Origin of the sequence: Citrobacter sedlakii NBRC 105722 (assembly GCF_000759835.1) — a bacterium.
GTDB lineage: Bacteria > Pseudomonadota > Gammaproteobacteria > Enterobacterales > Enterobacteriaceae > Citrobacter_A > Citrobacter_A sedlakii.
Map to the genome: position 1 here is coordinate 161,601 of NZ_BBNB01000004.1, position 13,611 is coordinate 175,211.

Here is a 13,611-nt window from a genome sequence, read left to right on the forward strand (position 1 = left end):
TTCTCTAGCGCCGCCAGCGTCTCAGCAGGCGGCTTCGCATCCCGGTGTCAAAGCGCCAGATATGATCGAAAATACGCATGATGCCGGGTTTGCCATGCGCGGACATCGCTACCGCATGAAACCGATGTTGATGAACGCGCTGGAGTTCCTCTACCTGACTTATCACGTCATCCGGCAGGCGCTGGGCAATAAAGTCCGAAATCACCACCGCGTCGGCATCAGACCACTCCCGTCCATCCATCCGTTCAATGATGGCGCGAAAACAGCTGGCGATATCCGTACCGCCGCGAAAGCGCTGGCTTAAAAAGCGAATCGCCTGTTCGATACCTTCCGGCCCGGAAAGCTCATAACGCACCACTTCAGTGGAAAACAACATAATAACGCAGCGACGGTTATCGGCGAGTGCGATGCGCATCAACGCCAGGCAAAACGCCTTTGCGCACTGTTCGTTGAAGCCGCCCATGGAACCAGACGTGTCCACACAGACGATAAACGGTCCGCGCGGCTGCTCGTCGACAGCCTGGTGAACCACCGGCCGCTCGGTGACTTTTTCGCGCCAGGCCTCGCCCTGCAGACGGTAAGTGAGCAGTTGCTTTTCCAGGAGCCGCCGATAAAACTCATATTCCAGCTCTGTAATGCCGAGCGTCGCCAGTTCCGGTGGCAGCAGACGCAGAATGTCATCACTCTGTTGAATGCCATCAACCTGCTCAGGCACCGTCGCGGGTTCGCGCACCAGCGTGCGGAAAGTCTCCATTGGCGCGTCCTTACGCGGGACGGATTTCGCCTCTCTGGAGCGCCCTAACTGTTCCGCCAGCCGCTGAAGCTCTGGCTGATCGGCCAGGAAGTCGCCGTATTTGACGATCAATTGATAATCGCCGCGCCTGAGCTGTCCGGCGCTCATGTCCCACAGGCGACCTGCCGCGGTATCGTTTTCCGCCAGCACGGGATCCAACTGGCCGCTGAGGATCATTCTTTCCTGAACCTTACTGAGTAACTGCTCGCGTTCTTCTTCCAGCAACTGCTGGTTTAACGTGGTGGCTTGCACGACCAGGCTTAAGCGCCAGCGCTGGAGAAAAAGCGTATGCAGGGCAGGGGTAAACACCGCATTGTTGTCCACCAGCTGCTGCGCCTGCGCGGCCCAGGGAGAATGTAATCGGTGCAGCAGCGCGAGAATGCGCGGAAGCTGCACGACGAACTGAGCGCTGGAGAGAAGCTGGCTCTGCTGGTAGCACATCACCTCCTCCGTGAGCGCCGGCGGCACCCTCGTATCTTTTAGCCGACTACGTAACGCTTCACGCCAGCGCGGGAGATCGTTCGTTATCGCTGTTTTCAGGCGGGGAAATTTTTCAAAGAACACAGCCAACTGCGGCGAGGCCAGTAGTGCGAGGATCATCTCTTCGATCATCCCCTCTTCGCTGACGGCTAACATCACATTCAGCGTATCCAGCGTCAGCATTGTTGCGCCTGACGGATCTGCTCACCAACGTCCTGCAGGCTGGCTTCAATGCGCCCCAGCCAGTCGCTATGAATGAACAGGCATTTTTGCTGCTCGCTAAAGCGGGTATGTTGCAGATGCCAGTCGTTAGCCAATTCTTCCAGCTGTTGTTTGATTTCGCCGGGCATGGCTTCTTCAGAGGAACCGGGGAGCGCCAGACGTGTGCCCTGTAAGCTGACATCGCGCACAACCAGATGCTGAGCGCTATCCACCTCCATGTTCAGCGTCTGGGCAAATCCTATCCCGTTGAGTTTACCGCGGATCTCTCCACCTTTCGCCAGCCACTGCTCCAGCGCGCTACGTTCAAAAGCGATGTGGATCACTTCCATATCGTGCAGCTTCAGCGGCTGTTGTAGCAGTAGGGTCAGGGATGAGGCGGTGATGTCAGGCGGCAAGTCGTAATGTGGACGGCGGCTGAACATGCCGCCCTGGCGAATGACGGTAAATGCGGTTTTATCGCTTTGTTGCTGTTGAAGCTGAATGCGCCGCTGGACGATACCGGCAAGGCGTGTCAGCATTGCCTGCTGCTGCCAGGCGTGCCCGGTCATCAATATTTCGAGCTGTTGTTGCATCAAATTCAGGCTCTGGGCGTCGTACCACAGACAATCTTTCAGCAGAATAAGATCGATTGGCGCCACCGCGTCGCGTCCGCTGAAGAAGGCGCTGGCCTGCAACAGGCGTATGGCTTTCTTCCAGCGTCGGTCAGAAACATAGGGCGCGTTGGGGACATTTTCCAGCTGCTGGCGCAGGGTAAAAACCAGCTCAAATACATGATCGGGCAGCAAAACCGCGCCAATCTCCTTTTGCCACTGATGATACTCATCATCGCTAATCTGGAGCGACGCGGCGACGGGGTTTTCATTTTCGTCCTGCAGGCTGGTCAGCATGGCGCGGAAGTTGGTTTTGTCCTGGACTTTATCCAGCCACAGGCGGATCAGCATACGGTCATACAATGCTTCCAGACTGCTGTCCGCCTCCGGCAGTTCGTTGGACGCCGCCACCAGCAGGCGCATCGGAATTTTTTCTTCATGCGCGCCGTTACGAAAATGGCGTTCATTGATGGCGGTTAACAGCGTGTTCAGAATGGCCGGACCCGCTTTCCAGATCTCATCAAGAAAAACGATTTCAGCTTCGGGCAGATACCCGGCGGTTAAGCGTTCGTAGCGGCCTTCATCTTTTAGCGCCTGAATGGAAAGAGGTCCAAAAACCTCTTCCGGCGTGGAAAAACGGGTCATCAGATATTCGAACGCGCGCGCATTCTGGAACGCGAATTTCAGCCGGCGCGCGATCAGGCTTTTAGCTATTCCTGGCGGGCCGAGCAGGAAAACGCTCTCGCCGCTCAGGGCCGCCAGCAGACAAAGTCGAATGGCGTGGCTGCGCTCAAACAATCCTTTTTCCAGCGCACTGCTCAGACGTGAAATTCTTTCTGCTAAGAGATGTGGGTGAGCCATAATAGAGTGGCGTCCTTCTGTAAAAAGTACTGCGTTAACAGCGAGTATAGACGTTTCGCTCCGTGGGCTGAACGGGTCCGGGAGGTGGATTTATTTTTTTTGAGCCAGGTTAATCTGGACTCATTTAGGGGTACGATTTTGCGATTAATCGTGCATACTGTGCGCTTTTTTGTGGGCCAAGGGACCAGGTACACATTTCTTTTATAACGAAAGACTAGTCTATGAGCACTGATAAAAAGCAATCATTGTCTGCGATTACGCTCGCGGCCATTGGGGTTGTCTACGGTGATATTGGTACCAGCCCACTTTATACACTTCGTGAATGTTTGTCCGGTCAGTTTGGTTTTGGCGTTGAACGCGATGCCGTGTTTGGCTTCCTGTCGCTAATTTTCTGGCTGCTGATCTTTGTTGTTTCCATTAAGTATCTGACCTTCGTCATGCGCGCGGATAACGCCGGTGAAGGGGGGATCCTGACGCTGATGTCGCTCGCCGGGCGGAATACCTCTGCGCGAACGACCTCCCTGTTGGTGATCATGGGGCTGATCGGCGGCAGCTTTTTCTATGGCGAGGTCGTGATCACTCCAGCCATCTCGGTGATGTCGGCCATTGAAGGTCTGGAAATTGTCGCGCCGCAGTTAGATACCTGGATTGTACCGCTGTCGATTGTCGTCCTGACGCTGCTGTTTATGATTCAGAAGCACGGTACCGGGATGGTAGGCAAATTGTTCGCGCCGATTATGCTGACCTGGTTCCTGGTTCTGGCGGTGCTGGGCGTGCGCAGTATTATCGGTAATCCGGAAGTCCTGCACGCATTAAACCCGATGTGGGCGGTACATTTCTTCCTTGAATATAAAACCGTCTCCTTTATTGCGCTGGGCGCGGTAGTGCTGTCGATCACCGGTGTGGAAGCGCTGTATGCCGATATGGGGCACTTTGGTAAGTTTCCGATTCGCCTGGCGTGGTTTTCGGTGGTGCTGCCTTCGCTGGTACTGAACTACTTTGGTCAGGGGGCGTTGTTGTTGAAGCAACCGGAAGCGATCAAAAACCCGTTCTTCCTGCTGGCGCCTGACTGGGCGCTGATCCCGCTGCTGATCCTTGCTGCGCTGGCGACCGTTATCGCCTCGCAGGCGGTCATTTCCGGCGTTTTCTCGCTCACTCGCCAGGCGGTTCGTCTGGGATATCTGTCACCGATGCGCATTATTCACACATCCGAAATGGAGTCCGGGCAGATCTACATTCCGTTTGTGAACTGGATGCTCTATATCGCGGTGGTGATCGTTATTGTCAGCTTCGAGCATTCCAGCAACCTGGCGGCGGCATACGGTATTGCCGTTACCGGTACGATGGTACTGACATCTATTCTGTCCACCACCGTGGCGCGTAAAAACTGGCACTGGAATAAGTACTTTGTGGCGCTGATTCTGGTGGCGTTCCTGTGCATCGATATTCCGTTGTTTTCCGCCAACCTCGATAAACTTCTGTCCGGCGGCTGGCTGCCGCTTTCTCTGGGGCTGGTGATGTTCACTATCATGACCACCTGGAAAAGCGAACGCTTCCGTCTGCTGCGCCGTATGCATGAGCACGGAAACTCGCTGGAAGCGATGATCGCTTCGCTGGAAAAATCGCCGCCGGTGCGTGTGCCGGGGACGGCGGTGTATATGTCCCGTGCGCTGAATGTGATCCCCTTTGCGTTAATGCATAACCTGAAGCATAACAAGGTGCTGCACGAACGGGTGATCCTGCTGACGTTGCGAACCGAAGATGCGCCGTATGTGCATAACGTCCGCCGCGTACAGATTGAGCAGCTGTCGCCGACCTTCTGGCGCGTGGTGGCCAGCTACGGCTGGCGCGAAACGCCAAATGTAGAGGAAGTGTTCCACCGTTGCGGTCTGGAAGGGCTGAGCTGCCGGATGATGGAGACGTCGTTCTTTATGTCGCACGAGTCGTTAATTATCGGCAAGCGCCCCTGGTACTTGCGCCTGCGGGGCAAACTGTATCTTATTTTGCAACGTAACGCCCTGCGTGCGCCTGACCAGTTTGAGATCCCGCCTAACCGCGTCATTGAGTTAGGCACCCAGGTCGAGATTTAAGTTTGCTTGAAATGCCGGGTGGCGCTTCGCTTACCCGGCATACTCCCCGCTTTATCTTCCCGCCCATATGACGCTCTGTTTCACGTAGCGAAACGTTTCGACTCCGATCACAAATCTGTTACGTCATGATGGTTTTCTGAACACCGTTAAGATAAAACTGATGTCAGCGAAACGTTTCGCTAGTGGAGCAAGAAAAATGAAGAAAGGCGCAGTACTTAACTCTGAGATTTCATCGGTGATTTCCCGTCTGGGACATACCGATACGCTGGTAGTGTGTGACGCAGGTTTACCCATCCCAAACAGTACAACGCGTATCGATATGGCATTAACCCAGGGCGTACCTTCGTTCATGCAGGTACTGGAGGTTGTCACCCGTGAGATGCAGGTTGAGTCGGCCATTCTCGCGACGGAAATAAAACAACATAATCCGCAACTCCACGAAGCGTTGCTCAATTCTCTTGAGCAGCTGCAGCAACACCAGGGAAACACTATTGAAATTCGTTACACCACGCATGAACACTTTAAACAACAAACCGCAGACAGTCAGGCGGTAATTCGCAGCGGGGAGTGTTCCCCGTATGCGAATATCATTCTCTGTGCCGGCGTCACTTTCTGAGGCCACCATGGACGCATTACTGCAACTCAAAGGGATCGATAAGTCGTTCCCGGGCGTGAAGGCGCTTTCCGGCGCCGCACTCAACGTCTATCCGGGCCGCGTGATGGCGCTGGTGGGCGAGAACGGTGCGGGCAAATCCACCATGATGAAAGTGCTGACCGGTATCTATACCCGCGATGCGGGGTCATTGGTATGGCTGGGGAAAGAGACCACTTTTAACGGACCGAAATCTTCGCAAGAAGCCGGGATCGGCATCATTCACCAGGAACTGAACCTGATCCCACAGCTCACCATTGCGGAGAACATCTTTCTTGGTCGCGAATTTGTTAACCGTTTTGGCAAAATCGACTGGAAAAAAATGTATGCCGAAGCGGATCAACTGTTAGCGAAGCTCAACCTGCGCTTTAAGAGCGATCGGCTGGTAGGGGAGCTGTCGATTGGCGATCAGCAGATGGTCGAGATCGCCAAAGTGCTGAGCTTTGAGTCCAGAGTCATCATCATGGATGAACCGACCGACGCTTTGACCGATACCGAAACCGAATCTCTTTTCCGCGTTATCCGCGAGCTGAAATCGCAGGGGCGCGGCATTGTCTATATCTCCCACCGCATGAAAGAGATTTTCGAGATCTGCGACGACGTCACCGTTTTCCGTGACGGGCAGTTTATTGCCGAACGGGAAGTGGCCTCGCTGACCGAAGATTCACTGATTGAAATGATGGTGGGGCGCAAGCTGGAAGATCAGTATCCGCGGCTGGATAAAGCGCCGGGCGACGTGCGTCTGAAAGTCGACAGCCTGTGCGGCCCCGGCGTGAACAATGTCTCGTTTACCTTACGCAAAGGGGAGATCCTCGGCGTGTCCGGATTGATGGGGGCAGGCCGTACCGAGCTGATGAAAGTGCTGTACGGGGCACTGCCGCGCACCAGCGGTAACGTGACGCTCGACGGGCACGAAGTGATCACCCGCGCGCCACAGGACGGACTGGCGAATGGCATTGTCTATATCTCCGAAGACCGCAAACGCGACGGCTTAGTGTTGGGGATGTCAGTGAAAGAGAACATGTCACTGACCGCGCTGCGCTATTTCAGCCGTGCCGGCGGCAGCCTGAAGCATAAAGATGAGCAACAGGCGGTGAGCGATTTTATCCGTCTCTTTAACGTCAAAACCCCGTCGATGGAGCAGGCGATTGGCCTGTTGTCCGGCGGGAATCAGCAGAAAGTGGCGATTGCCCGCGGGCTGATGACCCGCCCTAAAGTGTTGATTCTTGATGAGCCTACCCGCGGCGTCGACGTGGGCGCCAAAAAAGAAATTTATCAGCTGATCAACCAGTTTAAGGCCGATGGCCTGAGCATCATTCTGGTCTCCTCTGAGATGCCAGAAGTATTAGGCATGAGCGATCGCATTATCGTCATGCATGAAGGGCATCTCGGCGGTGAATTCACTCGCGAGCAGGCCACCCAGGAAGTTCTGATGGCTGCCGCTGTGGGCAAGCTTAATCGCGTGAATCAGGAGTAAAAAAAATGACTACCCAGGCTGTTTCTGGTCGCCGTTATTTCACCAAAGCGTGGTTGATGGAGCAGAAGTCGCTCATTGCGCTGTTGGTGCTGATCGCGATTGTATCGACCTTAAGCCCTAACTTTTTTACCGTTAATAACCTGTTCAACATTCTTCAGCAGACCTCCGTAAACGCCATTATGGCGGTCGGGATGACGCTGGTGATTTTGACGTCGGGTATCGATCTGTCCGTCGGTTCCCTGCTGGCACTCACCGGCGCCGTTGCCGCTTCCATTGTTGGGCTGGAGGTGAACGCGCTGGTGGCCGTTGCCGCCGCGCTGGCATTAGGTGCCGCCGTGGGCGCGGTGACTGGCGTTATCGTGGCGAAAGGGCGAGTACAGGCGTTTATCGCCACGCTGGTAATGATGCTGCTGTTACGTGGCGTGACGATGGTTTACACCAACGGAAGCCCGGTGAATACCGGCTTTACCGAAAACGCCGATCTGTTTGGCTGGTTCGGTATTGGCCGTCCGCTGGGTGTTCCGACGCCGGTGTGGATCATGGGGATTGTCTTCCTGGCGGCGTGGTACATGCTGCACCATACCCGGCTGGGCCGCTATATTTACGCGCTGGGCGGTAACGAAGCGGCAACCCGCTTGTCCGGTATCAGCGTCAGTAAAATCAAAATTATCGTTTATTCGCTCTGCGGCCTGCTGGCGTCGCTGGCGGGCATCATTGAAGTGGCGCGTCTTTCCTCCGCGCAGCCTACAGCCGGGACGGGCTATGAACTCGACGCCATTGCGGCTGTTGTGCTTGGCGGGACCAGTCTGGCGGGAGGTAAAGGGCGCATTGTTGGGACCTTGATCGGCGCATTGATTCTTGGTTTCCTGAATAATGGTTTGAATTTGTTAGGTGTTTCCTCCTATTACCAGATGATCGTCAAAGCGGTGGTGATATTGCTGGCGGTACTGGTAGACAACAAAAAGCAGTAACAACGACTACAGGACATCTTAAATATGAACATGAAAAAACTGGCTACCCTGGTTTCAGCTGTTGCGCTAAGCGCCACCGTAAGCGCGAATGCGATGGCGAAAGATACCATTGCGCTGGTGGTCTCCACGCTGAACAACCCGTTCTTTGTTTCCCTGAAAGATGGGGCGCAGAAAGAAGCCGATAAGTTGGGCTACAACCTGGTGGTGCTGGATTCCCAGAATAACCCGGCGAAAGAGCTGGCGAACGTTCAGGACTTAACCGTTCGTGGCACTAAAATCCTGCTGATTAACCCAACTGATTCCGACGCGGTAGGTAATGCCGTGAAGATGGCAAACCAGGCGAAGATCCCGGTCATCACCCTTGACCGCCAGGCGACGAAAGGCGATGTTGTCAGCCACATCGCGTCTGACAACGTGTTGGGCGGCAAAATCGCGGGCGACTACATTGCGAAGAAAGCTGGCGAAGGCGCGAAAGTCATTGAATTGCAGGGCATAGCCGGTACATCTGCGGCGCGTGAACGTGGCGAAGGTTTCCAGCAGGCGGTCGCCGCACACAAATTTAATGTACTGGCCAGCCAGCCAGCTGACTTCGACCGCACTAAAGGTCTGAACGTAATGCAGAACCTGCTGACCGCGCATCCGGACGTGCAGGCGGTATTCGCTCAGAATGACGAGATGGCGCTGGGCGCACTGCGTGCGCTGCAAACCGCCGGTAAATCTGATGTGATGGTCGTCGGATTTGACGGCACGCCAGATGGCGAGAAAGCGGTAAATGATGGCAAACTGGCTGCGACTATCGCTCAGTTACCTGACCAGATCGGCGCGAAAGGCGTAGAAACGGCAGACAAAGTACTGAAAGGCGAGAAAGTTCAGGCCAAATACCCGGTTGACCTGAAGCTGGTCATTAAGCAGTAGTAGGCGATTCAGACGACCTCGCGTCGTCTGAGGGACATCAAATAAAGAAAAGTAAAGTGTGGCATACGCCACCGGGTCACACCGGTGGCGCTCTCTGATGGACACCCCGAACATGAAAACCGCAGGCAAACTTGTCGTTCTCGGCAGCATTAATGCTGACCATATTCTTAATCTTGAGACATTTCCTGCACCTGGTGAGACGGTCACCGGAAATCACTATCAGGTCGCTTTTGGTGGTAAAGGCGCGAATCAGGCAGTGGCTGCGGGACGCAGCGGGGCAAACATTGCGTTTATTGCCTGTACCGGTGATGACGATATCGGAAGTAGCATTCGTCAGCAACTGGCGAGCGACAATATCAACGTCGACCCTGTCAGCGTAATTGACGGCGAACCCACAGGCGTAGCGCTGATTTTCGTCAACGGCGAAGGTGAAAACGTGATCGGTATTCATGCCGGGGCTAACGCGGCGCTGTCGCCTGCGCGGGTTGAGGCGCAGCGTGAGCGCATCGCTGAGGCTTCCGCATTGCTGATGCAACTGGAATCGCCGATCGACAGTGTACTGGCAGCCGCCAACATCGCGCATGAAAATCATACCACTGTCGTACTGAATCCTGCGCCAGCCCGCGTATTATCAGACGAACTGCTGGCGCTGGTGGATATCATCACTCCGAACGAAACTGAAGCGGAAAAGCTAACCGGTATCCGTGTCGAAAATGATGAAGATGCGGCAAAAGCCGCGCAGGTTCTGCATAAAAAAGGTATCGATACGGTGCTCATTACATTAGGCAGCCGCGGTGTCTGGGCCAGCGTGAAAGGTGAAGGTCAGCGCGTGCCGGGCTTTAAGGTCGAGGCTGTCGACACCATTGCCGCGGGCGATACCTTTAACGGCGCGCTAATTGCGGCGTTACTGGAAGACAAGGCGCTGTCTGATGCGATTCGTTTCGCGCACGCCGCCGCAGCGATTGCCGTTACCCGTAAAGGCGCTCAGCCTTCCGTACCGTGGCGTGAAGAAATTGAGGCGTTTTTAGGTCAGCAGAGGTAACGCTTGGCTACAATGAAGGATGTTGCCCGCCTGGCGGGCGTTTCCACTTCTACCGTTTCGCACGTCATTAATAAGGATCGCTTTGTCAGTGAAGCGATTACTGACAAAGTCGAAGCGGCGATCAAAACGTTGAATTACGCCCCTTCAGCCCTGGCGCGCAGCCTGAAGCTGAATCAAACGCGCACCATCGGTATGCTTATCACCGCGAGTACCAATCCCTTTTACTCTGAACTGGTGCGCGGCGTAGAACGCAGTTGCTTCGAGCGCGGCTACAGCCTGGTATTATGCAATACCGAAGGCGATGAGCAACGTATGAACCGCAATCTGGAAACGCTGATGCAAAAACGGGTAGATGGTTTACTGCTGCTCTGTACCGAAACGCACCAGCCGTCGCGCGAAATCATGCAGCGTTACCCGTCGATCCCCACCGTAATGATGGACTGGTCGCCCTTTGACGGCGAGGGCGACAGCGATCTCATTCAGGATAACTCATTGCTCGGCGGCGACTTAGCCACGCAGCATCTTATTGCTAAAGGCTTTACCCGTATCGCCTGTATCACCGGGCCTTTGGATAAAACGCCGGCCCGGCTGCGTGTTGAGGGGTATCGCGCCGCGATGCAGCGCGCAGGGCTTACCGTTCCTGCGGGCTATGAAATCATGGGCAATTTTGAGTTTGGCGGCGGGTTTGCGGCTATGCAGGAACTGCTCGCGCATCCGCAGCGACCCCAGGCCGTGTTTGCCGGGAATGATGCGATGGCTGTCGGCGCGTATCAGGCGTTGTATCAGGCTGGATTGCGGATCCCGCAGGATATGGCGGTGATTGGCTATGACGATATCGAACTGGCACGCTACATGACGCCGCCGCTGACTACCATTCATCAGCCCAAAGATGAACTGGGTGAGCTGGCCATCGATGTGCTAATACATCGTATGGCGCAGCCCGATTTGCAGCAACAGCGTTTGCAGCTCACTCCTGTTCTGATGGAGCGGGGGTCGGTTTAGGCGCGTGACGGTCTTTGATCAGGTTGCTACCATCTTTCGCTTTCAGCAGCATGAACATCAGCGCAGACACGATCGTGATCGCGCCCATTGTAATAAAGGTGTAGTGGAACTGTTCAACCGTACTGGTTCCCTCTACGCCTTCATAAATGCGCAGCACGGCGGCGCTTATCGCCACACCTAAGCTAATCGAAAGTTGCTGCGTTACGGCCAGCACGCTGTTGCCGCTGCTGGCATTGTCATCGGTCAGGTCGGCAAGTGTGATGGTATTCATCGCTGTGAACTGCGTCGACATCGCCATGCCGAGCACAAACAGCGGCAGGATCAGCATCCAGACTGGCATTGCGGGCGATTGCAACGAGAATTGCGCAATCATCAGGCCGATAAATACGGTTATCCCCACCAGCGTGGTGCGATAACCCAGACGGCGCAGCACCTGGGTCACCATTGATTTAGCCAGAATTGAGCCCAGCGCGGTGGGGGCCATCATGCAACCCGCGATTAACGCCGGAAAACCAAATCCCACCTGGAGCATCAGCGGCATCAAAAAAGGCACGCACCCGGTCCCCAGCCGTGTCGCAAGGTTGCCGGTAATTCCGACGGAAAAGGTCCGTGTCTTAAATAACGACAGAGAAATGAGCGGCGTGGGATGGCGGCGAGCGTGGCGTACATAAGCCAGCAACAGCACAATGCTGAGCAGGATAATGCTCAGCGCAATCCAGGTGGCGACTATCTTTTCGCCGAACAGCTCCATTCCGCTGGAAAAGAGCACCAGGCTGAGGCCAAACAGAAAGAAGCCAGTCATATCAAATTTGCGGCGCGGTGTGGTGAAATTCGGCATATATTTGCGCGCGTAAAGAATACCGGCGACGCCAATCGGAATGTTTATCAGGAAGATCCAATGCCAGCTGGCCCAGGTGACCAGTACGCCGCCCAGCACCGGACCCAGAATTGGTCCTACCAGCCCCGGCATGGTGACGAAGTTCAGAACGGGCAGCAGCTCGCTACGTGGATAGGCGCGCAACAGCGCCAGACGAGCAACCGGCATCATCATCGCCCCGCCAATGCCCTGAACAACGCGAAAGATAACCAGTTCCGGAAGCGAGCTGGAAAGCGCGCAGGCAAGTGAACCGAGCGTAAACAGGCTCACCGCCAGCATAAACACACGACGGGTGCCGAAGCGGTCGGCCAGCCATCCGCTTACCGGTATCAGCATCGCCACCGTCAGGGTATAACTGATAATGGCGGACTGCATGGCCAGCGGTGAACGGTTGAGACTCTGCGCAATGGCAGGTAAAGCGGTGTTCAGAATGGTGGCGTCCAGCGCCTGCATAAAAAAGGCCATTGCCGCTATCCACGGCAATCCAGCCATACTGCGCGCTTTTTTTCTGATCATTCTGTATCCCGTTAGTTTCCCGGACGCTCGTTAGGCGCCATCAGTAAAGCCTGGCAGGCTTTAAACGCGCCGTCAGCGTCGCTTTGCGCAATGGCAACTACTATCGCCTGGTGCAAATCCAGTTTCACAACGGTGTTATAGGTAATGGCATTGAAGTAGGTGTGATAGACAGAGTGGAACAGTGAGGCAAAAGAGGTGAGGAACGGGTTCGCACTCATCTCATAAATATGCTCATGCCAGGCCATATCCACTTCAATCCAGCGCTCACGTTTAAAGTTCTTTTTTAGCGCGACCATTTCTTCCATTAAGGTATTCAGATGCGCTTTTTGTTCTGCCGTACCCACCGTTGCCGCCAACGCGCAAGCCTGTGGCTCAAGGCTTATCCGCATCACCAGAAAATGATCGATCACCTGCTGGAAGTTTTCCTCTGTCATCCACCAGTTCAGTAACTCCTGGTCGAGAAAATTCCAGTTAGCCTGTGGCATGACCCGTGTTCCGATACGTGGGCGCGGTAACACCATACCTTTGGCGGTTAACGTTTTGACGGCTTCTCTTACTGCGGTGCGGCTAACACCAAACTGATCGCCCAGTTCAATTTCACCGGGAAGAATGTCGCCGGGTGCGTAATCCCCTTTTAAGATCCGCTGCGCCAGCTTTTCAGCCAGTACCCAGGAAATGTTTTTCTGTGCAGCCAATTGTTGTGCGCTTAAAGGCATGACTGATTGTCCTTTCTCTTTTTCTTATTCATTAGTATGCCATCAGGAAGTGTGATTGCGGCTGCAAAAACAGCAAATCGCTTATTTTATGGCACGTTAACGCCTGTTTTGGTGAAAAAAGGAACAGTTGCGAAATTATTTTAAATTTCCTCTTGTCAGCCCGAAATAACTCCCTATAATGCGCCACCACTGACACGGAACAACGGCACGCAAGCCGCCGGGTCAGCGGGGTTCAGACCAGAACCTCACGGAGAAAAGCAAAAATAAATGCTTGACTCTCAAGCGGGAAAGTGTATTATGCACACCCCGCGCCGCTGAGAAAAAGCGAAGCGGCACTGCTCTTTAACAATTTATCAGACAATCTGTGTGGGCACTCAAAGTGACATGGATTCTTAATGTCTTCGGAC

At 54.7% G+C, this 13,611-nt stretch carries 11 protein-coding genes; 7 read left to right on the forward strand and 4 right to left on the reverse strand.

What is annotated here, in order from left to right; genetic code table 11:
• Nucleotides 1-4: 4 nt before the first annotated feature.
• Together viaA and ravA are read right to left on the reverse strand one after the other, a co-directional pair.
• Nucleotides 5-1,456 (reverse strand): ATPase RavA stimulator ViaA, encoded by a 1,452-nt coding sequence (gene viaA / locus CSE01S_RS09535; RefSeq protein WP_042287352.1) that lies wholly within the window; start codon nucleotides 1,454-1,456, stop codon nucleotides 5-7.
• A complete protein-coding gene (ravA, locus tag CSE01S_RS09540) occupies nucleotides 1,450-2,946 on the reverse strand; it encodes an ATPase RavA (RefSeq protein WP_042287354.1) in 1,497 nt (498 codons plus the stop codon). The genes viaA and ravA overlap by 7 nt, the downstream gene beginning before the upstream one ends.
• 221 nt (nucleotides 2,947-3,167) lie before the next feature.
• On the opposite strand from ravA, the gene kup reads away from it, so the two are divergent.
• The 7 genes from kup to rbsR all read left to right on the forward strand — a co-directional run bounded on the left by kup (nucleotide 3,168) and on the right by rbsR (nucleotide 11,095).
• Nucleotides 3,168-5,036: a low affinity potassium transporter Kup gene (gene kup, locus CSE01S_RS09545; RefSeq protein ID WP_042287358.1), complete on the forward strand. Its 1,869-nt coding sequence runs from the start codon at nucleotides 3,168-3,170 to the stop codon at nucleotides 5,034-5,036.
• A gap of 196 nt (nucleotides 5,037-5,232) precedes the next feature.
• The gene (rbsD, locus tag CSE01S_RS09550; protein WP_042287361.1) at nucleotides 5,233-5,652 is read left to right on the forward strand and encodes a D-ribose pyranase; all 420 of its coding nucleotides are present in this window, start codon (nucleotides 5,233-5,235) and stop codon (nucleotides 5,650-5,652) included.
• 7 nt (nucleotides 5,653-5,659) lie between these two features.
• Nucleotides 5,660-7,165, forward strand: a complete 1,506-nt coding sequence (rbsA, locus tag CSE01S_RS09555; RefSeq protein WP_042287363.1) for a ribose ABC transporter ATP-binding protein RbsA — start codon at nucleotides 5,660-5,662, stop codon at nucleotides 7,163-7,165.
• Between the two features lie 5 nt (nucleotides 7,166-7,170).
• Nucleotides 7,171-8,136 (forward strand): ribose ABC transporter permease, encoded by a 966-nt coding sequence (gene rbsC, locus CSE01S_RS09560; RefSeq protein WP_042287366.1) that lies wholly within the window; start codon nucleotides 7,171-7,173, stop codon nucleotides 8,134-8,136.
• A 24-nt stretch (nucleotides 8,137-8,160) separates the two neighbouring features.
• Nucleotides 8,161-9,051, forward strand: a complete 891-nt coding sequence (gene rbsB / locus CSE01S_RS09565) for a ribose ABC transporter substrate-binding protein RbsB (RefSeq protein ID WP_042287369.1) — start codon at nucleotides 8,161-8,163, stop codon at nucleotides 9,049-9,051.
• A 112-nt stretch (nucleotides 9,052-9,163) separates the two neighbouring features.
• On the forward strand, nucleotides 9,164-10,093 hold the full coding sequence (gene rbsK / locus CSE01S_RS09570; protein WP_042287406.1) for a ribokinase: 930 nt from the start codon (nucleotides 9,164-9,166) through the stop codon (nucleotides 10,091-10,093).
• Nucleotides 10,094-10,096: 3 nt separating this feature from the next.
• A complete protein-coding gene (gene rbsR, locus CSE01S_RS09575) occupies nucleotides 10,097-11,095 on the forward strand; it encodes a ribose operon transcriptional repressor RbsR (RefSeq protein WP_082636810.1) in 999 nt (332 codons plus the stop codon).
• Here the strand turns inward: rbsR and mdtD are convergent.
• Entirely contained in the window at nucleotides 11,061-12,488 is a 1,428-nt protein-coding gene (gene mdtD, locus CSE01S_RS09580; RefSeq protein ID WP_042287374.1) for a multidrug transporter subunit MdtD, read from the reverse strand. The genes rbsR and mdtD overlap by 35 nt on opposite strands.
• 11 nt (nucleotides 12,489-12,499) lie before the next feature.
• Complete coding sequence (locus CSE01S_RS09585) at nucleotides 12,500-13,204, reverse strand: FadR/GntR family transcriptional regulator (protein WP_042287377.1); 705 nt, start codon at nucleotides 13,202-13,204, stop codon at nucleotides 12,500-12,502.
• Nucleotides 13,205-13,611: the final 407 nt, after the last annotated feature.

Coding starts and splice junctions, on each gene's coding strand:
- viaA (WP_042287352.1), bottom strand. CDS start 1,456: ATGCTGACGCTGGATACGCTGAATGTGATGTTAGCCGTCAGCGAAGAG.
- ravA (WP_042287354.1), bottom strand. CDS start 2,946: ATGGCTCACCCACATCTCTTAGCAGAAAGAATTTCACGTCTGAGCAGT.
- kup (WP_042287358.1), top strand. CDS start 3,168: ATGAGCACTGATAAAAAGCAATCATTGTCTGCGATTACGCTCGCGGCC.
- rbsD (WP_042287361.1), top strand. CDS start 5,233: ATGAAGAAAGGCGCAGTACTTAACTCTGAGATTTCATCGGTGATTTCC.
- rbsA (WP_042287363.1), top strand. CDS start 5,660: ATGGACGCATTACTGCAACTCAAAGGGATCGATAAGTCGTTCCCGGGC.
- rbsC (WP_042287366.1), top strand. CDS start 7,171: ATGACTACCCAGGCTGTTTCTGGTCGCCGTTATTTCACCAAAGCGTGG.
- rbsB (WP_042287369.1), top strand. CDS start 8,161: ATGAACATGAAAAAACTGGCTACCCTGGTTTCAGCTGTTGCGCTAAGC.
- rbsK (WP_042287406.1), top strand. CDS start 9,164: ATGAAAACCGCAGGCAAACTTGTCGTTCTCGGCAGCATTAATGCTGAC.
- mdtD (WP_042287374.1), bottom strand. CDS start 12,488: ATGATCAGAAAAAAAGCGCGCAGTATGGCTGGATTGCCGTGGATAGCG.
- CSE01S_RS09585 (WP_042287377.1), bottom strand. CDS start 13,204: ATGCCTTTAAGCGCACAACAATTGGCTGCACAGAAAAACATTTCCTGG.